Source organism: Methylomonas sp. DH-1 (genome assembly GCF_046097555.1).
GTDB classification, from domain to species: domain Bacteria; phylum Pseudomonadota; class Gammaproteobacteria; order Methylococcales; family Methylomonadaceae; genus Methylomonas; species Methylomonas koyamae.
Genome location: NZ_CP143089.1, coordinates 3,564,153 through 3,588,302, shown reverse-complemented (window position 1 = coordinate 3,588,302; position 24,150 = coordinate 3,564,153). Strand labels below are relative to the sequence as shown.

The 24,150-nt window shown below is 59.5% G+C and carries 22 protein-coding genes; 15 read left to right on the top strand and 7 right to left on the bottom strand.

Annotated elements, in window-relative coordinates; genetic code table 11:
- Positions 1-6 precede the first annotated feature (6 nt).
- The 3 genes from hflK (at position 7) to VXJ35_RS16300 (ending at position 2,420) form a co-directional block, all read left to right on the top strand.
- Positions 7-987, top strand: a complete 981-nt coding sequence (hflK, locus tag VXJ35_RS16310; RefSeq protein WP_054761462.1) for an FtsH protease activity modulator HflK — start codon at positions 7-9, stop codon at positions 985-987.
- A complete protein-coding gene (gene hflC, locus VXJ35_RS16305) occupies positions 984-1,952 on the top strand; it encodes a protease modulator HflC (RefSeq protein ID WP_064022380.1) in 969 nt (322 codons plus the stop codon). The genes hflK and hflC overlap by 4 nt, the downstream gene beginning before the upstream one ends.
- A gap of 96 nt (positions 1,953-2,048) precedes the next feature.
- A complete protein-coding gene (locus VXJ35_RS16300; RefSeq protein WP_064022379.1) occupies positions 2,049-2,420 on the top strand; it encodes a hypothetical protein in 372 nt (123 codons plus the stop codon).
- A 40-nt stretch (positions 2,421-2,460) separates the two neighbouring features.
- Here the strand turns inward: VXJ35_RS16300 and VXJ35_RS16295 are convergent, their stop codons facing one another.
- The 3 genes from VXJ35_RS16295 to VXJ35_RS16285 are packed head-to-tail and all read right to left on the bottom strand — an operon-like array spanning position 2,461 to position 3,382.
- Positions 2,461-2,634 carry a rubredoxin gene (locus VXJ35_RS16295; RefSeq protein WP_064022378.1) on the bottom strand — a complete coding sequence of 58 codons (174 nt, stop codon included), beginning with the start codon at positions 2,632-2,634 and terminating at the stop codon, positions 2,461-2,463.
- Positions 2,635-2,651: 17 nt separating this feature from the next.
- Positions 2,652-3,155, bottom strand: coding sequence for a YqiA/YcfP family alpha/beta fold hydrolase (locus VXJ35_RS16290; RefSeq protein ID WP_157198203.1), 504 nt, complete (start codon positions 3,153-3,155; stop codon positions 2,652-2,654).
- Positions 3,156-3,166: 11 nt separating this feature from the next.
- On the bottom strand, positions 3,167-3,382 hold the full coding sequence (locus VXJ35_RS16285) for a DUF2905 domain-containing protein (RefSeq protein ID WP_054763430.1): 216 nt from the start codon (positions 3,380-3,382) through the stop codon (positions 3,167-3,169).
- A gap of 461 nt (positions 3,383-3,843) precedes the next feature.
- Here VXJ35_RS16285 and VXJ35_RS16280 point away from each other — a divergent pair, with 461 nt between their 5' ends.
- From VXJ35_RS16280 to VXJ35_RS16270, 3 genes are all read left to right on the top strand, one after another.
- Entirely contained in the window at positions 3,844-4,344 is a 501-nt protein-coding gene (locus VXJ35_RS16280) for a hypothetical protein (RefSeq protein ID WP_231914767.1), read from the top strand.
- Between the two features lie 98 nt (positions 4,345-4,442).
- Positions 4,443-4,739 (top strand): hypothetical protein, encoded by a 297-nt coding sequence (locus tag VXJ35_RS16275; RefSeq protein ID WP_157198202.1) that lies wholly within the window; start codon positions 4,443-4,445, stop codon positions 4,737-4,739.
- A gap of 253 nt (positions 4,740-4,992) precedes the next feature.
- Entirely contained in the window at positions 4,993-5,508 is a 516-nt protein-coding gene (locus tag VXJ35_RS16270; protein WP_064023561.1) for an O-acetyl-ADP-ribose deacetylase, read from the top strand.
- Here the strand turns inward: VXJ35_RS16270 and VXJ35_RS16265 are convergent.
- The gene (locus VXJ35_RS16265) at positions 5,505-6,788 is read right to left on the bottom strand and encodes a hypothetical protein (protein ID WP_064022375.1); all 1,284 of its coding nucleotides are present in this window, start codon (positions 6,786-6,788) and stop codon (positions 5,505-5,507) included. The genes VXJ35_RS16270 and VXJ35_RS16265 overlap by 4 nt on opposite strands.
- A gap of 260 nt (positions 6,789-7,048) precedes the next feature.
- On the opposite strand from VXJ35_RS16265, the gene VXJ35_RS16260 reads away from it, so the two are divergent.
- The 6 genes from VXJ35_RS16260 to VXJ35_RS16235 all read left to right on the top strand — a co-directional run bounded on the left by VXJ35_RS16260 (position 7,049) and on the right by VXJ35_RS16235 (position 15,277).
- Complete coding sequence (locus tag VXJ35_RS16260; protein WP_231914766.1) at positions 7,049-8,719, top strand: murein L,D-transpeptidase; 1,671 nt, start codon at positions 7,049-7,051, stop codon at positions 8,717-8,719.
- Positions 8,720-8,882: 163 nt separating this feature from the next.
- Positions 8,883-9,359: an SRPBCC family protein gene (locus VXJ35_RS16255; protein ID WP_064022373.1), complete on the top strand. Its 477-nt coding sequence runs from the start codon at positions 8,883-8,885 to the stop codon at positions 9,357-9,359.
- Between the two features lie 71 nt (positions 9,360-9,430).
- Entirely contained in the window at positions 9,431-9,964 is a 534-nt protein-coding gene (locus VXJ35_RS16250; protein ID WP_064023560.1) for a hypothetical protein, read from the top strand.
- 316 nt (positions 9,965-10,280) lie between these two features.
- Positions 10,281-13,913: a pyruvate:ferredoxin (flavodoxin) oxidoreductase gene (gene nifJ / locus VXJ35_RS16245; RefSeq protein WP_064022372.1), complete on the top strand. Its 3,633-nt coding sequence runs from the start codon at positions 10,281-10,283 to the stop codon at positions 13,911-13,913.
- Positions 13,906-14,919 (top strand): dihydroorotate dehydrogenase-like protein, encoded by a 1,014-nt coding sequence (locus tag VXJ35_RS16240; RefSeq protein WP_064022371.1) that lies wholly within the window; start codon positions 13,906-13,908, stop codon positions 14,917-14,919. The genes nifJ and VXJ35_RS16240 overlap by 8 nt, the downstream gene beginning before the upstream one ends.
- 7 nt (positions 14,920-14,926) lie before the next feature.
- A complete protein-coding gene (locus VXJ35_RS16235; RefSeq protein ID WP_064022370.1) occupies positions 14,927-15,277 on the top strand; it encodes a DUF4186 domain-containing protein in 351 nt (116 codons plus the stop codon).
- An 81-nt stretch (positions 15,278-15,358) separates the two neighbouring features.
- Here VXJ35_RS16235 and VXJ35_RS16230 read toward each other — a convergent pair whose 3' ends face one another.
- The 3 genes from VXJ35_RS16230 to VXJ35_RS16220 are packed head-to-tail and all read right to left on the bottom strand — an operon-like array spanning position 15,359 to position 19,489.
- Complete coding sequence (locus VXJ35_RS16230) at positions 15,359-15,529, bottom strand: hypothetical protein (RefSeq protein WP_197495870.1); 171 nt, start codon at positions 15,527-15,529, stop codon at positions 15,359-15,361.
- A 52-nt stretch (positions 15,530-15,581) separates the two neighbouring features.
- On the bottom strand, positions 15,582-17,825 hold the full coding sequence (locus VXJ35_RS16225; protein ID WP_064022369.1) for a PAS domain S-box protein: 2,244 nt from the start codon (positions 17,823-17,825) through the stop codon (positions 15,582-15,584).
- Positions 17,826-17,848: 23 nt separating this feature from the next.
- The gene (locus tag VXJ35_RS16220) at positions 17,849-19,489 is read right to left on the bottom strand and encodes an alpha-keto acid decarboxylase family protein (protein WP_064022368.1); all 1,641 of its coding nucleotides are present in this window, start codon (positions 19,487-19,489) and stop codon (positions 17,849-17,851) included.
- Between the two features lie 197 nt (positions 19,490-19,686).
- Here VXJ35_RS16220 and VXJ35_RS16215 point away from each other — a divergent pair, with 197 nt between their 5' ends.
- The 3 genes from VXJ35_RS16215 to VXJ35_RS16205 all read left to right on the top strand — a co-directional run bounded on the left by VXJ35_RS16215 (position 19,687) and on the right by VXJ35_RS16205 (position 23,904).
- Complete coding sequence (locus tag VXJ35_RS16215) at positions 19,687-20,019, top strand: STAS domain-containing protein (RefSeq protein WP_054763501.1); 333 nt, start codon at positions 19,687-19,689, stop codon at positions 20,017-20,019.
- 15 nt (positions 20,020-20,034) lie between these two features.
- Entirely contained in the window at positions 20,035-20,460 is a 426-nt protein-coding gene (locus tag VXJ35_RS16210) for an ATP-binding protein (protein WP_064022367.1), read from the top strand.
- A gap of 111 nt (positions 20,461-20,571) precedes the next feature.
- Complete coding sequence (locus VXJ35_RS16205) at positions 20,572-23,904, top strand: NAD-glutamate dehydrogenase domain-containing protein (protein ID WP_064022366.1); 3,333 nt, start codon at positions 20,572-20,574, stop codon at positions 23,902-23,904.
- Positions 23,905-24,150: the final 246 nt, after the last annotated feature.

Sequence of the window (24,150 nt, the reverse complement as noted above, 5' to 3'; positions counted from 1 at the left end):
TTACCGATGAACGATTCCCGATCCATTTTCGAACGCTGGCCGCAGCCGCTGCCGGTTCCGCCGTTGGCGGTACTGTTGGGCATCGGCGGTCTGATTGCCGCCAGTACCTGCTTCTATACCATCCCGGCCGAATCCGAAGGCATCGTGTTACGCTTCGGCGAATTTACCGACAAGGTGCCGTCCGGCTTGCACGCCAAACTGCCGTTCGGGGTCGACGAGGTGATCGAAGTGCCGACCCAGCGCCAACAAAAGCTGGAGTTCGGCTTTGCCTCGCCCGGTTTTACCAATCCGGATCAGGCCGGCCAGGAACCGGAGCTGGAACGGGCCATGGTGACCGGCGATTTGAACTCGGCCTTGGTGGAATGGATCGTGCAATACCGGATTACCGATCCGGAGAAGTACCTGTTCGATGTGCGCGATCCCGGCCTGACCTTGCGCGACATTTCCGAAGCGGCGATGCGGGAAGTGGTCGGCGACCGTACCGTCGACGAAATCATCACGATCGGCCGCCAGGAAATCGAGGAAACCGTGCTGGCGCGGGTGCGCGAATTGGCCGAGCGCTACCGCTTGGGCGTGACGATCAACCAAGTGCAGCTGAAAAACGTCAACCCGCCGGAACCGGTACAGCCCTCGTTCAACGAAGTCAATCGGGCGCAGCAGGACCGGGAGAACGTGATCAACCTGGCTAACGGCGAATACAACAAAGCCGTGCCGAAAGCGCGCGGCGAGGCGGACCAAAGGATACGCGCCGCCGACGGCTACCGCTTCAAACGCATCAACGAAGCCGAAGGCGACGTCACGGCTTTTAACCAGGTGCTGGAACAATACCTGAAAGCGCCGGAAGTCACCCGCACCCGGATTTATCTGGAGACGATGGCCGCAGTGATACCGCAAGCCAAACAGCAAATCATCGTCGACGATTCGGTGCAACAGATTCTGCCGCTGCTGGCGCCGCCCAGCCCGCAAGTTGTCGAGGTGGCAAAATGAATGGTTTCGGCAAGCCGATAGGCGTCATCGCCATAATGCTATTTTTGCTGCTTGCTTGCAGCTACACCGTTAACCAGACCGAGCAAGTCATCATCACCCAATTCGGTCGGCCGATAGGGTTGCCGATTACCGATCCCGGCCTGCATTTCAAGTTGCCGTTCGTGCAACAGGTCAATAGTTTCGACAAACGTTACCTGGCCTGGGACGGGCCGATGGTGGAGATGTCGACCAAGGACAAAACCTATGTCCAGGTCGATACCTTCGCCCGCTGGCGCATCACCGATCCGATGCGCTATTACCTGCGCTTGCGCGACGAACGCAGCGCCCAGTCGCGGCTGGAAGACATTTTGGGCAGCGAAACCCGCACCGCGATTGCTCGCCACGAGTTGATCGAGGTAGTGCGTAACGATAAGCAGCGGAAACCGTTGCAGGACGAGAGCTTGGCCGGTCTGGCCGGCGAGGAGGCCGGAATCGGCGTGTTGCGGCCGATTCGGGTCGGACGGGCCGCCATCGAAAACGACGTCTATGCGGCAGCGGCGCCGAAACTGGCCGAGTTCGGCGTCGAACTGTTGGATGTCCGTTTCAAACGCATCAACTACAACCGGCAGGTGCTGGAACGGATACACCAGCGCATGATCAGCGAACGCCTGCAAATCGCGCAACGCTTCCGGTCCGAGGGTGAAGGCGAAGCCGCGCGCATCCACGGCAACAAGGAGCGCGATATCAACGAGATCGAATCCGCGGCGTACAAGCGGGTGCAGGAAATTCAAGGCGAGGCCGATGCCAAGGCCGCCGAAATTTACGCCAAAGCTTACGCGCAGAAGCCGGAAGCGGCCGAGTTCTATAAATTCCTGAAAAGCATGGAGACTTACCGGAGCGTGATCGGCAGCGAGGCCAGTCTGGTGCTATCGACCGACAGCGAGTTATTCGGTTGGTTGAAACGGGCGGAAACCAAAGGGCGTTGACCGCGCTAACGGCCGCCGGCCGCGGTTAAGTTGGAATTAAGCTGCCGCTCGCATCATGCAGCCCGACACGATCATTTTGCGAAAAGGAGCTTTGATATGTGGAATAAAACCCTAATTGCCGTTTTGAGTTTGGCGTTTTCGTCGGCTGCATTGGCCGATCACGATGACTGGGGCCACCATGGGGGCCATCACCGCCACCATCACCACCATGGGCATTACCCGGAATACCGGGAGCGGGTGATTTATTACCAACCCGCCCCGCCGCCGGTGGTGGAATACGTGCCGGCACCGGCCTATTACGCGCCGGCTCCGCAGCCGCGTTATTACCAATACGACCAGCGCAACCCACAAGGTTTGGTGGGTGGCATGGTCGGTAGTGCGATGGGCTACCACTTCGGCGGCGGCGATCCGCTGGCGGCCGGCATCGGCGCCGCGGCCGGCGCGCTGTTAGGTAACGGCATGTACTGATCCGGCTGCCGGGTCCGCTCGGCCGTCAGCGACCGTGGCCTTAATAAGTAAGCAGTTGGAAAAAGCTTTTCGGCGCGCCGCAGATCGGACATTGCCAGTCGTCCGGGATGTCCTCCCAGCGCGTGCCGGGGGCGATGCCGCTGTCCGGGTCGCCTTCGGCTTCGTCGTAAATGTGTTCGCATTCGCGGCAATGGTATTTTTTGTAATCGGCCATAGGTTGTTCTCTCCCGGTCAACGTGTTAAATCCCGCAACAAGCGGTCGAAGGCCGCCGCCATCTGCGGCAGAATGCTGAGTAAACGGTGGTCCGCGTCCAGCATGTGCAAGCGGGCGCGATGCTCGCGGCAAAAGCGCCAGGCGTTTTCGGGCGGCACCACGTCGTCTTGCCAGCCGTGAAATACTTCGATGTTTTCGGTACCGGGGGCGAAGCGGTCGCGGGCATAACCGGGCAGGTAAAAAGCCGGCGCGATCAAAAACAGGCCTTGCGGCTTGATCGTTTCGGCGGCGACGGTCGCCACGTAAGCGCCCATGCTGGAGCCGGCCAGTACGATCCGCTCGTAACCGCGCAAATCCAGCGCTAGCAGTTGTTCGACCCGCCAATCCGGATCGTTGCTGGCCTGATAATCCGGACTGACGAACTCGAAACCGCGGCCTTTGGCTACTTCGGCCAAGGCCAAGGCTTTTTCGCCCCACGGAATACTGTCCTTGCCGTGATTGTATACCACCAGGTTCTTCACCACTTCCTCCTTCATTTTCGAAAAAACAGATTCGCCAGCACGGTGATCAGCACACTGGCCACGATCATCGACGTGATCGGAATGAACACAAAGCTGCTTTTGCTCTGAATGCGGATGTCGCCTGGCAATTTGCCGAACCAACTGACCAGCCACGGCGCGTAGTTAAGCACCAAGCCCACGGCCAGAAGCAGAGCGCCTATGCTTATCAAGGCTTTGCCGGGTTCCATGCTTGCTCCTCTTTTTAAAACGCACGGGGTCTATTCTATGCCGTCCGGGCTTGTCGTGCAGCGTCAAGCGCGGATGGAGTCGTTCCAGGAAAGGCTAAAATAACGAGTTGTGCGGAATGCGCCCGAACCCGACCGGGAGGTCATTGTTGTTTGAAGCGTGCGTGGTGGGGAAAATCGGTTAGGATAAACTTGCATGCAAGTTCGATTGGCTAAAGCCGACCCGTTGCTGACTATCGCTCGATTTGATTCAATGGCAGCATTCTAGCCGTTACCACTCATTATTTCACTGTAGGATGATATGCAGAAAGGAAGATCATATGCTGATCAATAAATTATCGTGCCAAAGATCATTTTTCTGTAGATATACAGAAACTATCTAATTCGTTGTTAGACCTCTTATGTCGAATCTCGCCATCTTTCTCCGCCAAGTCCGCAGCCGTTCGCTTGAGCATCAGCGAGCAATGGATCTTCTCGCCGGTGCCAGACTTGCAGGGCAAATGGTCTCTGTGTTGCGGCAAGAGCTGGATTCAATGGTTCGCGTGATTTACTTGCTCACGCAAAGTCCAGAGCGTCGGGAACTACTCATCGACGCTTCAGTGCGCGGCGAGAAATGGTCGCAGGAAGCTTCGCGCGCGAAGGTCACCGATAAAGAAATGGTTGAGCTTGCTCAGGCGCTTCAAGGCTGGACACAGTCCGTGTACAAATTCGGGTGTGCGTTTATCCATCTGTCTGGCCTTCACGACTACAACGACCGCGATCCGCTGTCACAACTACCTACCGAGGAGCGCAGGGACATCTTGGAATACTGCCGTTACTACCACGGCGGCCCCGCTCCTGCCGCCGAACGTTTTGAAGATCTTGTTCCGTATCTGCCCCGCGTTCTTGAGAAAATCGCGGGAAATCTTGAGTGCTACCTTGAGTCTTTGGAAAACGACGAGGTGCTCAATGCCAACGAGGTCTAACATGGCGGTCGACCTCGCTCCCTTCGGTCGCTGGACGCTGCGCGATAAAGCCGCGCAGCGCCGGTCACCTCTACGTTATGTGTCATTGGAGACAAATCGTGAACGATGAGCAATTTTCTCGAACTCTTCAATCTGTAGGACAAACATGCTTTGTGAGATTCTTTGGTGAATTTTCTTCCAAGACACTTTCACGTGAAGGCATCATTGAAAAGCTGAAGTCTGAAACTAACTACACGGAAGGTTCTTGTGTCTCTCGCACAGGCCATGCACGAAGCATTATTAATGCAGGGTTATCCAAAAAAGCATTGGAAACTGTAATTTCGTCGGATTCACCAAAAGTTTCAGCGGAAACTCGGGAGCAGGCAAGGCGTTGGCTCGAACAATTAAGCACATAACAAGGCAAATTAACTCGGACCGCAAATTCCGCTGCGCTCCATTTTCGTCCAGCTAAGTAGGGTACGCAACGCGTACCTTCTGGCTTTCGCCACCATGACGGCCTTTTAATGGTACGCGATGCGTACCCTACGTCTGGATTATTAGACAAATCAGATAATTGACTGGACACAGATGGTTTGCCGCCATTGGTTGGTGTGCATTCTATGACTGTAAATGGCCGAACCTAGCCAAACCCAACATCGCCCAAATTTCATGCCCCTCAAAATCTCCGCCATTCACGCCGACATTACCGAGCTGGCCGTCGATGCCATCGTCAATGCCGCCAATTCATCGTTGCTCGGCGGCGGTGGGGTGGATGGGGCGATTCATCGTCAGGCGGGACCGGAATTATTGGCCGAGTGCCGGAGCCTGGGCGGTTGTGCGACCGGGGACGCCAAGTTGACCAAAGCTTACCGCTTGCCGGCCAAATACGTGATTCATACCGTGGGGCCGGTCTGGCGCGGCGGCCGGGAAAACGAGGCCACGCTGTTATCGGCCTGTTACCGAAATTCGCTGCGGCTGGCGCTGGCGCATCGGCTTCAGAGTCTGGCCTTTCCTTGCATCAGTACCGGTATTTACGGTTATCCGCCGCGCGAGGCTGCCGCAATTGCGGTCGATAGCGTTGTGGGGTTTTTAGACGGACAAGCGCATCGGCTGGCCGTGACCTTTTGCTGCTTCTCGGAAGCGGATTTGCAAATCTACCGCGCCTTGCTGAAGCGGCCGGTTTAAGGCGTAACCACCACCTGGGCGAAACCGCCGCCCGGCGTACGGAAATTGGTGGTCTGGCCCTGGTAGAGTCGGGCGCAAACCAGTTGGGTTTGGCCGCAGTAGACGAAATGGCGCAAATCCAGTTTCAAATCGCCGACATCCAGTTGCCGCTCGCTGGGCTTGACCAGCGCCTGCGCCACATAATCGTGGCGCAGAATCTCGTCGAACACCCGCAAGGTCAGCTTGTCGCCGCGGTAGGCCGCCTTGCTGCCGTAGCCTTTGGCCGGTTTGAAGAACAACTGCTTGCGCTGCTGCCAGAACCACTCGGCGTTTTGCGCTTCAACGATGCGGGTTTCGGCGATACCGCGGCGGAGAATATCGCGGCTGGCAGCGGCTATGCCGATTTCGGCCAGAAAATCCGCATCGCCGAGCAGGGCCAGATTTCGTTTGTCGGCATACAGCGCATGGTTGCGCGGATGCGGCGTCAGCACCACGTCTGCGGCCAGATAGGCTTGCAACAAGGGCTGTTGTTTGGCGTGTTCCAAACCGAAGTCGGTCAACCGGTTGTAAACCAGATCGATCTTGATATCGCCGTGCCATAACGCCGCGTCGCGGTAGCTCAATTCGGCCGGATCGCAAATCAGCGCCCGGATGCCGTGGCGCTCGAACAGCGCCTGAAACAGCAGAAATTCCGGCCATAGGTATTGGTTTTGCGGGTCTTCGTCGACGATGGCGACGGTTTGCAAGGCTTGCGCGCCGCGTTCGCATCGCCATTCTTCGGCGAACATTTGCATGAACAAGGTTTCCGGTGCGGTTCCGGCCGCCGCCGGTCCGTCGCCGGGGCGTTGGCTGTCGGCTGCTTCGCAGCAACGCAGTTGCGCCCGGATCGCGACGGCGTTCAACAACCCGCCGCCGGCGTTGGAGTTGATCTCGATCAGCTTGGGGCCGTCCGGGCTTAAATGAAAATCGTAGCCGACGAACACGCCGTGTGCCTTGACCGGAAAGCGTGCCGATTCCGGCGCATAGCGCAACACCCGTTCCTGAAACGCCGGGTTGGCGATGGCCGTTTCGGCGGCGGCGATGACGGCCAATTGCGCCTGCAAGTTGGCCCGGTCCAGGAATACCGGCGCCTCGGCAAACAAATAAGGCCTTTCCTCGCCGACCATGCGGTATAAATCGTGGGTAGCGTCCCAATCGGCCAGTTCCCGGCGTAAAAGATCCCTGCTCAGCGAGGCGCAACGGCAGCTTCGGTTGAGTTGTTCGGCGCTGGCGGCCGGTTGCGGCAGGGGGGTAATAGTCATGAAATGGGCGGCGATGGCGAATTGGTTAGCGCTATTTTAACGCGGCCAACGGCGAGGCCCGGAAAAGTTTCGGCGGCGGCAAACCCATCGCGCCCGCCGTTGTGCCGAGTTTGGCCGGCTGCAAAACTTGTGTGAGAAAATGTAAATTGATGAAAATGCCTCAGCGGGCGATAACGCTTGCGCAGAGCCGAAATTCGGCTCCGGCCCGCTTAACCTATTGCACTGCAGCCATGTATTGTCCGATTTCTTTGTTCCGTTTTATGCCGCGTTTATTGGCGGTTTTGCTAATTTGCCATTGGGCCGTTGCCGGCGCGGACGAAACCGACGCCGGCAAGGCAATCGAGACCTTGCTGAACAGCGGCCGCCTGCCGTTGCTGGCCCGAGCGGACTTTTCCGAGCAACGCCCGGCATTGGCCCGCTTGTACGGCGCCAACGGCAACCGGCCATTGTGGTTCGGCGCCGCCAATCCGGCGCAGAATCGGGAACAGGCGCTGGCCGTGTTGCGCAATGCCGCCGACGACGGGCTTGATCCGCGCCATTACGACGCGGAACGCTTGGCCGAATACGCCCGCCAGGCCGGCTCCGCCCCGGCAGATGCCGTGGCCGGTTACGATGTGGCGTTGACCGTGGCGTTGCTGCGTTATGCCGACGACCTGCATTCCGGGCGGGTCGATCCGCGGAAACTGGATTACCCGGCGCAACTCGGCACATTGCGGCCGCAACCCGATTTGGCCGCGGTGTTGCAGCGTCATTTGCACATGCAAAGTCTGGCGAAACTGCCCGCCGAACTGGCGCCGGATAACGAACAATATCGATTGCTGAAGCGGGCCTTGGCCGATTTTCGCCGGCAAACGCCGAATGCCGCAGCCGGTTTGGCCTTCGCCAGATCCTTGCATCCCGGAGACCGAGACGCCCAGTTGCCCGAACTGCGCCGGCGGCTACGCGAGCTGAGCCTATTGGGCAGTCCGGCTGCGGCCGATGCCGGCCAGACTGGCGATGAATACGACCCGGCCACGGTCGCCGCAATCATGCAGCTTCAGGACCAGCAAGGCTTGAAGGCGGACGGCGTTATCGGCCGGCAAACCCTGGCTTTGCTGAACCAATCGGTGCCGGAAAAAATTGCCGCCATCGAATTGGCGATGGAACGGATTCGCTGGCTGCCCAAGTCCGCCGGCGGACCGCATATCGTGGTCAATATCCCGGCGTTCCAGCTTTGGGCGTTCAAGGATACCCAGGACCAGCAACCGCTGCGGATGAAGGTCATCGTCGGCAAGGCACCGGAAAATTTGACGCCGATGCTGGCCGAAGACATGAAATATCTGGAGTTCATGCCGTATTGGAATATTCCGAAAAGCATCATGGACAAGGAAATTTTGCCGAAACTGGAAGGCGACGAAGCCTTTCTGGACGACCAGGACATCGAGCTGGTCGAGCGTTTCAGCGACGACGAACAGGCCGAAGATATCGTCGCCGATCTGCGCCAAGGCCGGCTCCGCGCCCGGCAACGTCCCGGCGCGAAAAACCCATTGGGGCGGGTGAAGTTCGTGTTTCCGAACAAGGCCGACGTTTACTTGCACGATACGCCGGGCAAGGCCGCGTTCAACCGCGACCGGCGCGACCTGAGCCACGGCTGCGTCCGCGTCGCCGAAGCCGAAAAGTTGGCCGAGTTCGTGTTGGACGGCCAGGAAGGCTGGAGCCTGGAAAGCATCAGGCAAGCGATGGCCGGCCCCAAAACCCAGCGCGTCAGCTTGAAAAAGTCGGTGCCGGTTTTGTTTTTCTACGCCACGGCATTCGTCGACCGCGACGGCCAGCCGCGCTTTTATCCGGATATCTACGGTTACGACGCCGCGCTACGCAATGCGCTGAACAAGCTGGCGCCGGAAAATGGCGCGCAATTGACCAGCAAGGGCAACGCCACCTCGGGCGGTTAAGCCGGCTGGGCGGCGATAGCGCCGGCCGCGCCGCGCCGCAATCCGCTGCGGCATATCCGCGTATGCCGCAGGCGTCGCTTCGCCGCGCTTGACACTTCCACAACAAAAATTTTGCGGTAAATTCAGGGGTTCGGGGCGCCGCGCTCGTTGTCTTCGGACCGTCATGAAAGTCTATTATCTTTACCGCAAACAAGCCTTGGCTTTATCCGCCGACCAGGCCTGGCAGTTTTTTTCGTCCCCGCACCACTTGAACCGCATCACGCCGGATTTTTTTCATGTCGACATCGCTTCGCCGGTGCCCGACGACATTTACGGCGGCTTGCTGATTTGTTACCGGATGCGGGCGGTGTTCGGTTGGCCGATGGTTTGGTTATCGGAAATCAGCCATTGCGACAAACCGCGCCGCTTCGTTTACCAGCAAAAGGTGGGGCCGTTCGCGTTCTGGAGCCACGAAGTGGCAATCAGCGAAGCGGCCGGCGGGGTCGAGGTGGAAGACATCGTGTTTTATGCGATGCCGTGGGGCTGGTTCGGCAGGCTGATGCACGGTTTGTTGATCGGCAGCAAATTGCGGCAAATTTTCGATACCCGGCGCGATTATCTGGAGCGGCATTGGGGCGTTGCCGCGGCCGAACCGCGCTGATTCGCCTAATTGACATTTACCCCGGCCAAGCATTTAATCCCGACTACAAATTCAACCTACAGGAGGCTGATATGGCTGAAGAATCAGGTTATTTGGACCCATCCGGCGACCGGGTCGCGGCAATCGTGCAGAATCTGGACCGCGACGTGGAGCGCGGCGAAGACACCATCATGTTGGGCTACGGCCTGGTGCTATTGGCGCCGGCCTTCGCGCCGCTGCTGCCGCCCAGTATTCTGTTGCCGTTGATGGCGATTACCTTTGCCGTTTCGGCCAGCGCCGCGCGTTGGCATTTCTACAAGATGGCGCGTAAATTGGCGTATGCCATGGCGGTATTGGAATATTCGGAACAGGCGAAGCTGAAGCCGATTGCCCAGGTGTTCGAAGACCACCCCCAGCAAACCTTGGCCGTCGCTTTCAATCCGCTGAAAAACCTGAAACGCACTTGGAAAAGCATTTTGGGCGGGCTGATGATCAACCCGTTCTGGGGGCCGATTTTTTACATGCTGGGCGTGCAGTTTGTCGAAGACAAACATTTTTTCGTACTGAATAAAGCCGTGATCAGCGTCGAGCAAAAAATCATGCCTATCCTACTCCGCGACGAATAAGCCCGTTTGGCGATACTGCCGCTTAGTCAAAGGCTTAGCGGTCGGTTTGCCCAGCGGCGAGTCCGTTTTAGTTGGATTCGGACACGGGATGTCCGTAGCATACCTATCGGACGAAAGTACAGTTATGCACAGAAACTGTGGATAAAGTTGTGGCCAAGTCGTGGGCAAACTGCCCGAAAGCCCGTCCCATTTGTAACGTTTTTAAATTGGATAAAATTTAGCCAGCCGATTTTTGGCTATGCTTATTCCCTATAGAGCACAAGAGCCGTCGGTTGGCCCCGAACGGCCGTTCGTAACACACTGAAAAGGTCGCGCCATGCCCAAGCAAACCCTGACCATCGACGGCAACCAGGCCGCCGCCAGCATCGCCTACAAACTCAACGAAGTCATTGCCATCTACCCGATTACCCCGTCTTCGCCGATGGGCGAATGGGCCGACGAATGGGCCTCGCGCGGCCAACCCAACTTGTGGGGTACCGTGCCGCAAGTGGTCGAATTGCAGAGCGAGGCCGGCGCCGCCGGTACCATTCACGGCGCGTTGCAGGCCGGCACGCTGGCGACCACGTTCACCGCCTCGCAAGGGCTGTTGTTGATGCTGCCGAATATGTACAAAATCGCCGGCGAACTCAGCCCGGCCGTGTTCCACATCGCCGCCCGCTCGTTGGCGGCCCAAGGCTTGTCCATTTTCGGCGACCACAGCGACGTGATGGCGGCGCGGATGACCGGTTTTGCCATGCTGTGTTCCAATTCGCCGCAGGAAGTGCAGGATCTGGCCTTGATTAGCCACGCGGTATCCTTGCAGAGCCGGGTGCCGTTCATGCACTTTTTCGACGGTTTCCGTACCTCGCACGAAGTCGCCAAAATCGTCGAAATCGACGATAGCGTGATACGCGCCATGATCGACGACGCCTGGGTTGCCGAACACCGCGGCCGAGCCTTGACGCCGGATAAACCGGTGCTGCGCGGCACGGCGCAAAACCCGGACGTGTATTTTCAGGGGCGGGAGTCGGTCAACCCGTTTTACGCCGCGTTACCGGAAATTGCCCAGCAAGCGATGGACCGTTTCGCCGGCCTGACCGGTCGCCAATACCGTTTGTTCGAGTATGTCGGCGCCGCCGATGCCGAACGGGTGATCGTGTTGATGGGCTCCGGCGCCGAGGCGGTCGAGGAAACTCTGGATTATTTGAATCGGCAGGGCGAAGCGGTCGGCTTGCTGAAAGTGCGCTTGTTCCGGCCGTTTTCGCCTGAGCATTTGATCGCGGCGTTGCCGGTCGGCGTCCGTAACATCGCGGTATTGGACCGCACCAAGGAACCCGGCGCCGACGGCGAGCCGCTGTATAAAGACGTGCTGGCTGCGGTGGCGCAAGCCTTCAGCCAGGGCGAAAAATTCAGCCGGATGCCGCGCGTGGTCGGCGGCCGCTACGGCTTGTCGTCCAAGGAATTCACGCCGGGCATGGTCAAGGCGGTTTACGACGAGCTGAAACAAGACAAACCCAAAAACCAGTTTACGATCGGCATCCACGACGACGTCAGCCATACCAGCCTGGCCTGGGATGCCGCTTACCGCACCGACGCCCACGACCAAACCTTTCAAGCCATGTTTTACGGCTTGGGCAGCGACGGTACGGTCGGCGCCAACAAGAACACCATCAAAATCATCGGCGAAGAAACCGATTTGTACGCCCAGGGGTATTTCGTCTACGACTCGAAAAAGTCCGGCGCGGTGACGGTATCGCATCTGCGCTTCGGACCGCAGCCGATTCGCTCCAGCTACTTGATCGGCGAAAACGACGCCCAATTCATCGGCTGCCACCAGGCGGTGTTTCTGGAGCGTTACGACATGCTGGCCAATGCGGCCGCCAATGCCGTGTTTTTATTGAACAGCCCGGCCCCGGTCGACCGCGTTTGGGAAACGTTGCCGCGCAAGATGCAGCAGCAGATGCTGGATAAAAACATCCGTTTTTACCTGATCGACGGCAATGCGGTGGCCGAGAAGTCCGGCATGGGCAAGCGCATCAATACCATCATGCAGACCTGTTTTTTCGCGATTTCCGGGGTGTTGCCGCAGGAACAAGCCATCGACGCGATCAAACACGCCGTGCAAAAAACCTACGGCAAAAAAGGCCAGCGCATCGTCGATTTGAATTTCAAAGCCATCGACGAGACGTTGGCGGGACTACAGCAAGTGCCGTTGCCGAAACAAGCTACGAGTGCCTTCGACATCGTGTCGCGGATCGGCGATAGCGCGCCGGACTTTATCAAACGCGTCACCGCCGAAATCATCGCCGGCCGCGGCGACGCGCTGCCGGTCAGCGCCATGCCGGCCGACGGCACCTTTCCGACCGGCAGCGCGGCTTACGAAAAACGCAATCTGGCCTTGGAAATTCCGGTCTGGGAAACCGATCTGTGCACCCAGTGCGGCAAATGTCCGATGGTGTGCCCGCACGCGGCGATCCGCAGCAAAATCGTGCCCAACGAAGCCTTGAGCGACGCGCCGGCCACGTTCAAACATGCCTCAATGCTGGGCAAGGATTTCCCGGCCGGCTTGTCGATCAGTTACCAGGTGGCGCCGGAAGACTGTACCGGTTGCGGCTTGTGCGCGGACATTTGCCCGATTCGCGATAAAACCAACGCCAGCCGCAAGGCCTTGAACATGGCGCCGCAAGCGCCGCTGCGCGACCCGGAAAGCAAGAACTGGGAATATTTTCTGTCTTTGCCGGAATACGACCGCCGACTATTGAAAACCAATACCATCAAAGGCTCGATGGTGTTGCAGCCCTTGTTCGAATTCTCCGGCGCCTGCGTCGGCTGCGGCGAAACGCCTTACGTCAAACTGGTGTCGCAATTGTTCGGCGACAGGATGGTGGTGGCCAATGCCACCGGCTGCTCGTCGATTTACGGCGGCAACCTGCCGACTACGCCGTGGACCAAAAATGCCGAGGGCAGGGGGCCGGCCTGGAGCAATTCGCTGTTCGAGGACAACGCCGAATTCGGCTTGGGGATGCGGGTGGCCATCGACAAGCAGGCCGAGCATGCCGCCGAACTGTTGGTGTCGCTGCGGGAAACCTTGGGCGGCGAGTTGGTCGATGCGATTCTGCACGCCGACCAAGCCGACGAAGCCGGAATTTACGAACAGCGTCAACGCGTTGCCGCGCTCAAACAGCAGCTGCCGTCGTTAAGCCAGCCGGAGGCGCAAATGCTGTTGCCGCTGGCCGACTACCTGTGCAAGAAAAGCGTCTGGATCATCGGCGGCGACGGCTGGGCTTACGACATCGGTTACGGCGGCCTGGATCACGTGCTGGCCAGCGGCCGCAACGTCAACATCCTGGTGTTGGACACCGAGGTTTATTCCAACACCGGCGGCCAGACCTCCAAATCGACGCCGATGGGGGCGGTGGCCAAATTCTCGGCCGGCGGCAAGCCGACCGCCAAGAAAGATCTGGCCTTGCTGGCGATGGACTACGGCAACGTCTACGTCGCCCACGTCGCCTATGCCGGTAAGGATACCCAGACGCTGAGCGCGTTTTTGGAGGCGGAAGCCCACAACGGCCCGTCCATCATCATCGCCTACTCGCCGTGTATCGCCCATGGCGTGGATTTATCCAACAACCACCGCCAGCAAAACCTGGCCGTGAAAAGCGGGCATTGGCCGTTGTTTAGGTTCAACCCGGCCAAGATTCAGCAGGGCAAGAACCCGATGCAACTCGATTCGGCCGAACCGTCGATTCCTTACCGCGACTTTGTCATGACCGAAACCCGCTTCAGCATGTTATGGCAGAGCCATCCGGACCATGCCGAGGCTTTCTTGAAACAAGCCCAGCACGACGTCAAAAACCGCTACCGTTATTACCAACAATTGGCGGCTTTGGACTGGAGCGACGCGACCAGCGTGGCCGCCGCCAAAGCCCAAGTCAAAGCCGATCTGGCCCAGGAGCAAAGCAATGGTTGATTTAGCCACCGAATATTTGGGCCTGAAGCTGGCGCATCCTCTGGTGCCGTCGGCTTCGCCGTTGAGCAAGGACTTGGACGGCGCCCGCCGTCTGGAAGATGCCGGCGCGGCAGCCATCGTGTTGCCGTCGTTGTTCGAGGAAAAAATCGAAGCCGAGCAACAGCAGATGGAGCGCTTTTTATTCGGACAGGGCATAGGTTACGGCGAGGCCGACTCGTTTCATCCGTTGCCGCCGCAAATTTTGACCTACCAGGAACAATACCTGGAACACCTGCAACGCCTGAAAGGCGCATTGCAAATTCCGGTGATCGCCAGCCTGAACGGTACTTCTGTCGGCGGCTGGATCGAATACGGCAAAGCCTTGCAGGACGCCGGCGCCGATGCCTTGGAACTGAATATCTACCATCTGGCGGCCGACATCGCCGAAAGCAGCGAGACGGTGGAAAACCGCTATCTGGACATCGTTCGCGAATTGAAACGGCAGATCAACATTCCGCTGGCCGTGAAACTGTCGCCGCAATTCAGCTCGCCGCTGCATTTCGTGCAACGCCTGCAACAGGCCGGCGCCGACGGCGTGGCCTTGTTCAACCGCTTTTACCAGCCGGATATCGATCTGGAAACGTTGGAAGTGGTGCCGAAACTGCAATTGTCGACCCCGGCCGAAGCCTTGTTGCGGGTGCGCTGGACCGCATTGATGTATGGCCGGGTGCCATTGTCGCTGGCGGTGACCGGCGGCTTCCATCAGGCCGAAGACGTGATCAAGGCCTTGCTGGCCGGCGCCGACGTTGTGCATCTGTGCAGCGTGTTGCTGGCGCAGGGCGTCGGCAAACTGGACGAGATTCGTAACGAGCTGGCGCATTGGTTGATCGAACACGAATACGAGTCGGTCGCCCAAATGAAAGGCAGCGTCAGCCGCCAGCACGCCATCGACCCCGGCGCTTACGAACGGGCCAATTACATCCACGTACTGGACAGTTATACCCCGGCGCCGGGCGTGTTGCGTTAGCCCAGCGATGCGGGATTTGGACGAACTGTTCGCCGGCTTGGCCAAATCCCGGTTTCGCAGCCGGTTTAACTTGAATGCCAAAGACTTGCAGTACCTGCAAACCAAGGGCATCGAAACCATCCTCAGCCACGCCGACGATTTCATCGGTAAGCGCCTGGCCCCAGCCCAACCGCTGAACGACGGCCAACAAACCCCTTACCGCGGCCATCCAGTGTTTGTCGCCCAACACGCGACGGCCTGCTGCTGCCGCGGCTGCCTGGAAAAATGGCACCGGATAGCGCAGGGAAAAGCACTGGATGCCGAGCAACGCGCTTATATTCGCCGCGTACTGGAGCGCTGGTTGCGCGACCGATTGTGACGGCGCCGAAGCGCAACGTTTTGCCGGGGCCTGCCGCCGGCGAGAATCCCGGCTAATGCCCGCTACGGCACGACCGGCAATCTAACGGCCGTAAAGCTGATCGACCAAATCTTTAAACCACGCCGGCCGAAACAGCATCACGTACAAAATCGTCAGTTCCAGTATCGGCAGCGGGATGATGTGCAACACGATCAAAACCAGCAATACCAAGCAGCAAACCAGCAATTTCGGAAAGAAGGGGGCTGTATTCATGATGATCTCCTACGAAACGGCTTCCGGATTTGTTCTCCGCTAAGCCGGGCGGTTAACGCCATTTAAATACCAATACGGTGATATCGTCCGCGAATTTTTCGGTACCGCAGAATCTGCGCAAGGAGTCGAGTAAGGCGTCGATTATCCCTTGCGGCGGCAAGTCGGCGTTGGCGGCAATTTCGGATTTGACCCGTTCCAGACCGAAAAAGCCGTGCTCGCTATGCTCGGCTTCGACCAGGCCGTCGGTATAAAGCACAACCATGTCGCCCGCGGCCAATTCGACGGTTTTGCGTTCGAAGCGAACGTCTTGGCGCAAACCGACGATCAGGCCGTCGGCATCCAATTCGGCGAACTGCCGACTATGGCGGTTGAACAACAGTGGCGGCGGGTGGCCGGCATTGGCGAAGTGCAGTTGCCGGCGTTCCGGGGCGACTTGCAGGTAAAACAAAGTCAGAAAGTAATCGGCCCGATTCAAATCGTTGAATAAAAACCGGTTCAGGGCCGACAGCACCGCTTCCGGCGCCGCTTCGCTACTGCTTTTCATCCGGATCGCGCTACGGGTTTCGACCATGAACAAGGCCGGACCGATGGAATGGCCGGAAACGTCGGCGATGACGATGTCGAGCCGGCCGCCGTCGCGGTAAAAATAATCGAAATAGTCGCCGCCGACCTTGTCCGCCGGCAGGCAAACCCCGGTGATCTCGAATTCGCCGGTTTTCAACGGCGCGGCCGGCGACAGGCCGGCCTGGATTTGCTGGGCGATTTTCAGCTCGTTCTGCGCCACCGCCAATTCCACCTGAGCTTGGCGAATTTGCCGTTCCGCCGCTTTGCGGCCGGAGATGTCGTGGATGAAAGCGCTGAAAATGTAGCTGTTGCCCAGTTTCAACGGCGCAACGCTGAGTTCGACCGGAAACTCGCTGCCGTCGCGCCTGAGCGCGACCTGCTCGGTCTGGCGGTTTAGAATCGGGCCGCTGCCGCTTGCCAGAAACCGGCGCATACCGCTGCGGTGCGCGGTGCGAAACCGGGGCGGTATGATCAAATCGTCCAGGCGAGCGCCGATTGCCGCATCCGCCGGCCAACCGAACATTTGTTCGGCGCGCCGGTTCCAATCGGTGACGATACCGTGGGCATCCATGATGATGATAGCGTTGATCGAGCTTTCGATGATCAGCCGGGTGCGTTTTTCCGATTCGATCAGGGCATTCTGAAACTGCATCCTGGCAGTAATGTCCCTATCCACTCCGCGCCATTTCACCAGATTGCCGGCGGCATCGAGCAACGGCAATCCGGTCGATTCGGTAATGACCGGATGGCCGTCCCGATGCCGGTAATGGTTGACCAGGGCGTGAAACGACTGCTGGCTGGAGGACATGCCGACATGGGCTTGCTGGTCTTGCGCGGTCAGCAGTTCGGTGTAATGTTTGCCGATGATTTGCGCCGGCGTCAGCCCCAGAATTTGTTCGACCGCGATGCTGCTGTACAGGTAGTAACCCTTGGGGTCCTGTTCCCACAGCCATTCGCCGGACAAATCGGCCATTTGCCGGAAGCGCTGTTCGCTTTCGGCCAGGGCCGATTCCACGGCTCTGCGCCCGGTAATGTCCTCGGCGACCGCCAAATAGTGCGTGGTGTTGCCCTGGCTGTCCTTGATCGCGCTGATGCTTTCCGCGACCCAGTATTCCCGGCCGTTTTTGTGGCGGTTGCAAATTTCGCCCTGCCATTCGCCGCTTACCGCCAATTGCCGCCACAACTCTTGGTAATCCTGTTGCGACATCTTGCCGGATTGCAGCAAATTGGGGTTTTGGCCAAGCAACTCGGCTTCGGTATAACCGCTCAGCGCCGAGAAGCGGGGATTGACGTAGACGATGCGGCCGCTGTGGTCGGTCACCATCATTGCGCTGGCGCTCTGCTCGATGACTCGGCGCATCACCAAAAAGTCGCTGGCCGGATCGATGGCTTGGATCAACAACATGGCTTTGGCGGTGCCCGGCCGTGGCGGTAGCGAACTGGCCGTGACCAGGGCCTGAAAGCTATGGTTTCTGGCCACCAATTCCGCTTCGAAGCATTCGGCGGCATCTCGTTGCCGAGCGCGCGTCAACGCCGCCCGGCAAAGCGCCAGGCTGGACGGTGCCAGGATCCGCTCCAGCGGCAAACCGGCCAGCTCGTGGGCGCCGTAGCCGAGCAGCCCGGCGGCGGCCCGATTCGCGCTGTCGATGGTCGGGCTCGCCGGTTCGCCGTCGCCTGTCGGGTAGCCGACAAGCAGCAGATTGAAGGTCAGGCTATCGATCAGTTGCCGCATGGTTAGTCCGGTAGCGCCAGGCCTCAGACCCGGCTATGCAAATGCGCCGCCAGCCGCTGCATCGCGGCCGAGGCGTCGGCGGGATCGAGGCGGACGTTGATGATGCTGGGCGAGCTGCGGTTTTCCAGTGCCGCTACCAGCGCCGCCTCGAACGCTTCCTCGGTGCTCGCGGCGTAGCCTTGCAGCGGGCCGAACACCTCGCCGAGCCGGTCGAAGCGCCAATCGCCGATGTCGTTGAACGGGCCCTCCAGAATGAAGCGCTCGGTACTGTAACCGCGGTTGTTGAAGACGACCACAATCGGGTCCAGGCCCAGGCGGGCGAAAGTGGCCAGTTCGGTGCCGGTCATCTGAAACGCGCCGTCGCCGACCAAAACCAGGGCCCGGCGGTCGCGGCGGGCGATTTGGGCGCCCAGCGCCGCCGGCACGGCAAAGCCCATGCTGGTGTAAAAGGCGGACGACAGGAATTCCGACTGTTCGTGCACTTGCAGGTCTATCGTCGCAAACAGGCAGTCGCCGACGTCGCAGACCACGATGAATTCGGGGCCGAGGGCTTGGTTCAAGCGGCCGACCAGACGGGAGGTGGTGATGGCGCGATCCGGCGCCGGAAAATCCGGCGCGGTCACCGCCGCCGGTGCGGCAACGAATTTTTCCGGCCGCACCGGTACCGACTTGGCCAACGCGTGCAGGAAATCCTTCAACAATACCCGCGGGTAACGGTGCGAGCTGATCACGACTTCGTCCTGCGCCGCTCTGACCATATGCTGCGGGTCGAGCTTGGCCGTATAAATGCCGGTATCGACGTCGTTCAACGTCACGCCCAGCATCAGCAACAAATCGGCTTGTTCGACCAGATAACGGGTGTATTCGGCGCTCATGGCGCCTTCGTAGATGCCGAGATAGGCCGGGTGCCGTTCGGCGATCACCGATTTGCCGGTCAGCGTTGCCGCAACCGGCAGGCCGGAGCGGTTCACCAAATCGACCAGCACGCCTTGCAAGCCGCGGCGGTGGATTTCCACCCCGGCGACGATGATGGGCGAGCGCGATTTCTCGCCCAACTCCATCGTTTCCGCCACCGCTTCGGCCAATGCGGTTTCGTCGCTGCCGAACGCTTCCTGCGCCGGCTCAGGAATCGGGTAGCCGGCCACTCTGACCCGGTCCCGCGGAATTTCGATGTAGACCGGTTTGGAATAGTGGCGGGCGGCGGCCAGCGCCTGGTCGATTTGGCGGCAGGCGATCACAGGGTCGTTCAGCACCACGCTGGCGCAAGTGATGCGTTCGAAGATTTCGCGCTGAAAGGTGAACGGCCCGAAGCGGTGGTGCAGCAACGGGTCGTTGCGTTGTTCTTCCACCCCCGGCGCACCGCTGATTACGACCACCGGCGACGACTCGGCATGGGCGCCGGCAACGGCGTTGACCGTATTCAGCGCGCCGACGCCGTATGTCACCGCGACCGCGCCCAACCCGGAGCAGCGGGCATAACCGTCGGCGGCAAAGGCCGCGGTGTCCTCGCGGGTGGTGCCGATGTGGCGGATCGGGCTGTGCACCATTTGGTCGTAGAAACCGAGGATGTAATCGCCCGGTACGCCGAAAATGTCTCTGACGCCCAGGGCGTACAGCCGCTCGAGCAGGTATTGGCCGATACTTTCGGCGGATTGGCTGGACATGGTGGCCTCCCGTAATGGTTTGGCTGAAAGTGTTTCCGGCGCCGGCGCCGAAATATCCGGGTAAAGTTTGAACGTAAGACTAGATTAAATATCGAAGTTTCCGCGGCGGCAATCGCGGCCCGATATTCGGTAGCCGTCAATTGCTGCTAGACTGCGGCCGAACCGGCGCGCGAAAACGTAAATCCCCAGCGTTATTTATGAAATTAGAACTCGAAAAACAGCATGGCCTTAACGTGGTAACCATCCGCGAGCCGCGGGTCGACGCCCACAACTCGGCGGAATTGAAGGACTATTTGGCGCAATTGATCGAGAGCGGCGAAAACCGAATTTTGGTGCAACTGGCCGAAGTCCGTTTCATCGACAGCTCCGGGCTGGGCGCGCTATTGTCGGCCTACAAAAGAACCGCGGCCGATGCCGGGCAGTTCGCGCTGAGCAACGTGCAGCCGCAGGTGTTGTCGATGTTCGAAATTACCCGGCTGAACCGCGTGTTCGAAATTTACGCCGATGCCAAGGACGTGGCCCCGAATTAGCCGACGAGGTTGCCTATGTGTCACACCTCCATCCAAATCGATGTCGTCATCCCGACTCACACCAAATATCTCGATCTGATCGGTAGCATCGGCGAGCGCGTCGTCAAGGAGTTGGACGGCTTTGCCGGCGACCGGGAAGCCTTGGCCTACCAATTGAACCTGGTATTGACCGAAGCGGCGGCGAACGTGATCAAGCACGCTCACGACGCCGCCAGCAAAGATAAAGTGCGGGTCACGATCCAACTGCTGGACGATACGCTGACGCTGAAGGTTTACGACCACGGCCAGGGCTTCGATTTGGATACGGTACCCAGCCCCGATTTCGCTGCCGCGCCGGAAAGCGGCATGGGCTTGTTTCTGATCCGGTCGGTGATGGATAAGGTCAGTTACACCCGCCAAGCCGACTACAACGTGCTGGAACTGGTCAAATATTTGAAATGATCCGGTGCCGTGGCATCCTGGATCATCGAGCCGAACCGCGTTGGCCTGCGCGGCGTCCGGCCTAACTCCCCTCTCTAACCGGCAGCCGCCGCCAACCGTAGGACATCGACCATGCAGAATCAGGACCGGTCCTGGAACGAAGAGCTTTTCGGCGCATTGCAACAGGCGCTCGGTGGCGAGCACGCGGCGGCGCTGTGGCGCAACTATGCCGCCGCCTTTCCGTTCGATTACCAGGCGCTAATCGCGCCGCAGCATGCCGTCCGGGATCTGCTGAATCTGGAACGCTTGTCCGGGCCGGCGGCGCAAACCGCCGAGTTGCTGGAACCGGCCAACGCGGCCGACGCCTACCGCCTGCATTTTTACGGCACCCGGCAACGTTATCTGGACGAGTTCATACCGGTGCTGGAGAACCTGAATTTGCGGGTGTTGGACCAGGTCCAGTTCGTGTTGGGCCTGGAGCGGCAAACGGTTTATCTGAAAAGTTTCAGCGTCAAGCCGGCCGCGACCGATTGCGCGCCGCTGGAGCGGGTCAAACCGCAGTTGCTGGCGACGATACAAGCGGTGATGGCGGGCGGGGTCGAGAACGACGGCTTGAACCGGCTGGTGACCTTAACCGGCATGGATTGGCGCGACTGCGACCTATTGCGTACCTACCGCAACTATTTCCTGCAACTGCATAACTGGGCCAGCAAAGCCACCATCCACCAGGCCTTGGCCGCCAATCCCGCGGCCGCGCAAGGCTTGTTCAACTATTTCGAAGCCCGGTTTCGCCCCAATCCGGAATGGCAGGATTATGCGGTCAGAGACGAACAGATGTTGTTTCCGTTGCGCATGCAACTGCTGCAAACCATGGCGGCGGTGGCGAATATCCAGCACGACCGGATCTTGCGCGGCCTGTTCAATCTGATCGACGCCACGGTGCGCAGCAATTTCCACTTGCGGCGCGAGGCCGCGGATCACTTTATCGCGATCAAGCTCAACAGTCTGGGCGTGATCGATATGCCGGCGCCGCGGCCGCAATACGAGATTTACGTGCACGCCGCCGATATGGAAGGCATCCATCTGCGCGGCGGCCGGGTATCGCGCGGCGGCATTCGCTGGTCGGACCGGATCGACGATTTCCGTACCGAAATCCTGGATCTGATGCAGACCCAAATCAGCAAGAACGCGTTGATCATCCCAACCGGCGCCAAGGGCGGTTTCGTCGTCAAGCCCGGTGCGGCGGGCCTGGATGCCAAACAAGCCGGGCAGCAGGCCTATCGCCGCTTGATCTGTGGCTTGCTGGATTTGACCGACAACCTGCAGGACGGCATTGCCGCCAGTCCGCCGCAGTTGGTGGTGCACGACGACCCCGACCCGTATCTGGTGGTGGCGGCCGATAAAGGCACGGCTAAATTCTCCGATATCGCCAATGCCGTCGCCGCCGAATACCGGTTCTGGCTCGGCGATGCCTTTGCCAGCGGCGGCTCGCACGGTTACGATCACAAGGCATTGGGGATTACTGCCCGCGGCGCCTGGGAATGCGTCAAACGCCATTTCCGGGAAATGGGCAAGGATATTCAAACCGAAGCTTTCAGCGTGGTCGGCATCGGCAGCATGGACGGCGACGTGTTCGGCAACGGCATGTTGCTGTCGCCCTGCATTCGCTTGCAGGCGGCGTTCAGCGGCCTGCACATCTTCATCGACCCGAATCCGCCGGCCGACGAAACCGCGTTCAACGAGCGCAAACGCTTGTTCGAACTGCCCGGTTCCAGTTGGCAGGATTACGACCGGAATTTGATCTCGGCCGGCGGCGGCGTCTATAGCCGCAGCGATAAGGACATTCCGGTGTCGCCGGAGCTGAAGAGCTGGCTGGGTATCCGCTACCGCAGCATAGACGGCGAAGCGCTGATTCAGTACCTGCTGAAGGCGCCGGTGGAATTGTTGTGGCTGGGCGGCATCGGTACCTACGTCAAGGCCGCTGCCGAACGCCATGCCGACGTCGGCGACCGCGGCAACGACAACGTGCGGGTCGATGCCGGCGAATTGCGGGCGCTGGTGGTCGGCGAGGGCGCCAACTTGGGTTTTACCCAGGCCGCCAGAATCGAGTACGCCTTACGCGGCGGCCGGATCAACACCGATGCGGTGGATAATTCCGCCGGCGTCGACACCTCGGACCATGAAGTCAATTTGAAAATCTTGCTGGCCGGTCTGCACAAGCAAAACCTGGTCGACGACTGCCAAACCTTATTCGAAAGCTTGACCGAGGCGGTCTGCGCCGATGTCTTGCAAGACAACATCGAGCAAAGCCTGTGCTTGTCGCTGGATCAAATCCGCTGCCAGGCCGATCCGGCCCTGTTCATGCAGGTGGCGGAACGGCTGGAGGCGGCCGGTTTCCTGGATCGGAGCGTTGAATCGTTTCCGGAGGCCAAAGACGTGATGGCCCGGCCCGGCCAAGCCTTAACCCGTCCGGAGCTGGCGGTACTGATGGCGGCGGCGAAAATGTTTCTGGTGCGGCAGTTGCAAAAGCGGCCCGAGCATCTCGATGCAGCTCGCTACCAGCCTTATTTGGCGGCCTATTTTCCGGCGCCGCTGCGCGAGCGGTTCGGCGCGAATCTGGCCGAACACCCGCTGGCCGCCGAGATCAAAGCTACCGTGATTGCCAATCGGATCGTCAACCAGGCCGGCAGCGGTTTTCTGGCCTTGGACGACGGCGAAAACGGCGGCATTCTCGGTGTCGTCGACGCTTACCTGGCGTTCGACCAGGCTTTGGCTGCCGAGGCGTTGCGGGCAAGGCTGGCGGCGGTGGGGCCGGAGCTGGCTGCCGAACTCCGTTACCAATGCTTGCTGCAGTTGGAGCAGGCCTTGTCCGGATTTTGCCTGTGGGCGGCAGCCCGGCAGCCCGCCGTCGCGGCCGACGCCGACACGGTAAGCCTTTTTCGCGGGCTATTGGCCGAATACCGGCGTTACCAGTTTGCCGACGGCGAGATTCCGCAGGCGGCCAAATATGTACAAGCCGGCATGCCGGCCGAGTTGGCGGCGGAGATCGGCTTTGTCGAAAATCTGCCGAATTTTTTGTGGCTGGCGGGATTGGTCGAAGAGAGTGGACGCGATTTCGCCAGCGTCGACCGCTTGCTGCAATCGGTCGATCAAACCTTGGCCATCCGCCCGTTGGCGCAGCAATTGGCGCAGATCCCGCAACGCGACTACTGGGTCAGAAGCGTGTGCGCCGCGCTGCAGGCGGATTTGCGCCGCTGCGCCGGTGCATGGGTCAAGCAAATGCTGGCGCACGGTTGCAGTTCTTGTGCCGAGTATGTGGAACTGAAGCAATTGCGGCCCGGCTTGAACCGCTACCGCAAAATTCATGCGGAAAGCCGTAAATTGATGTCGTTGAATCTGCTCAGTTATGTCGTGCTGGTGCGGGCGCTGGGCGCGGTGTTACCGGCGCAAGTCAATTCGGGCTGAAAACGTCCGTTGACCGCCGTCGGCTGCCGACAGTCCGATTTTTTGCGGTTTTTGCATTCTAGGGTTGGAACGCAGATCGGTTCCTGTTTTTAATCTGGGCGGTTTTAGGCAAAACTTGGTTGGGGGCAATGTTGGATACCGGCCATTTACAGCCTTAGAATGCACGCCAACCAATGGCGGCAAACCATCTGTATCCAGTCAATTATCTGATTTGTCTAATAATCCAGATGTAGATACCGTCTTAAA

Bases quoted from the DNA above. Each gene is read 5' to 3' on its own strand.
- VXJ35_RS16210 (WP_064022367.1), top strand. From the start codon at position 20,035: ATGTGTCACACCTCCATCCAAATCGATGTCGTCATCCCGACTCACACC.
- VXJ35_RS16280 (WP_231914767.1), top strand. From the start codon at position 3,844: ATGGATCTTCTCGCCGGTGCCAGACTTGCAGGGCAAATGGTCTCTGTG.
- VXJ35_RS16265 (WP_064022375.1), bottom strand. From the start codon at position 6,788: ATGACTATTACCCCCCTGCCGCAACCGGCCGCCAGCGCCGAACAACTC.
- VXJ35_RS16215 (WP_054763501.1), top strand. From the start codon at position 19,687: ATGAAATTAGAACTCGAAAAACAGCATGGCCTTAACGTGGTAACCATC.
- VXJ35_RS16205 (WP_064022366.1), top strand. From the start codon at position 20,572: ATGCAGAATCAGGACCGGTCCTGGAACGAAGAGCTTTTCGGCGCATTG.
- VXJ35_RS16270 (WP_064023561.1), top strand. From the start codon at position 4,993: ATGCCCCTCAAAATCTCCGCCATTCACGCCGACATTACCGAGCTGGCC.
- VXJ35_RS16220 (WP_064022368.1), bottom strand. From the start codon at position 19,489: ATGTCCAGCCAATCCGCCGAAAGTATCGGCCAATACCTGCTCGAGCGG.
- VXJ35_RS16230 (WP_197495870.1), bottom strand. From the start codon at position 15,529: ATGAATACAGCCCCCTTCTTTCCGAAATTGCTGGTTTGCTGCTTGGTA.
- hflC (WP_064022380.1), top strand. From the start codon at position 984: ATGAATGGTTTCGGCAAGCCGATAGGCGTCATCGCCATAATGCTATTT.
- VXJ35_RS16260 (WP_231914766.1), top strand. From the start codon at position 7,049: ATGCCGCGTTTATTGGCGGTTTTGCTAATTTGCCATTGGGCCGTTGCC.
- VXJ35_RS16250 (WP_064023560.1), top strand. From the start codon at position 9,431: ATGGCTGAAGAATCAGGTTATTTGGACCCATCCGGCGACCGGGTCGCG.
- VXJ35_RS16225 (WP_064022369.1), bottom strand. From the start codon at position 17,825: ATGCGGCAACTGATCGATAGCCTGACCTTCAATCTGCTGCTTGTCGGC.
- VXJ35_RS16295 (WP_064022378.1), bottom strand. From the start codon at position 2,634: ATGGCCGATTACAAAAAATACCATTGCCGCGAATGCGAACACATTTAC.
- VXJ35_RS16300 (WP_064022379.1), top strand. From the start codon at position 2,049: ATGTGGAATAAAACCCTAATTGCCGTTTTGAGTTTGGCGTTTTCGTCG.
- VXJ35_RS16235 (WP_064022370.1), top strand. From the start codon at position 14,927: ATGCGGGATTTGGACGAACTGTTCGCCGGCTTGGCCAAATCCCGGTTT.
- VXJ35_RS16255 (WP_064022373.1), top strand. From the start codon at position 8,883: ATGAAAGTCTATTATCTTTACCGCAAACAAGCCTTGGCTTTATCCGCC.
- VXJ35_RS16285 (WP_054763430.1), bottom strand. From the start codon at position 3,382: ATGGAACCCGGCAAAGCCTTGATAAGCATAGGCGCTCTGCTTCTGGCC.
- hflK (WP_054761462.1), top strand. From the start codon at position 7: ATGAACGATTCCCGATCCATTTTCGAACGCTGGCCGCAGCCGCTGCCG.
- VXJ35_RS16240 (WP_064022371.1), top strand. From the start codon at position 13,906: ATGGTTGATTTAGCCACCGAATATTTGGGCCTGAAGCTGGCGCATCCT.
- nifJ (WP_064022372.1), top strand. From the start codon at position 10,281: ATGCCCAAGCAAACCCTGACCATCGACGGCAACCAGGCCGCCGCCAGC.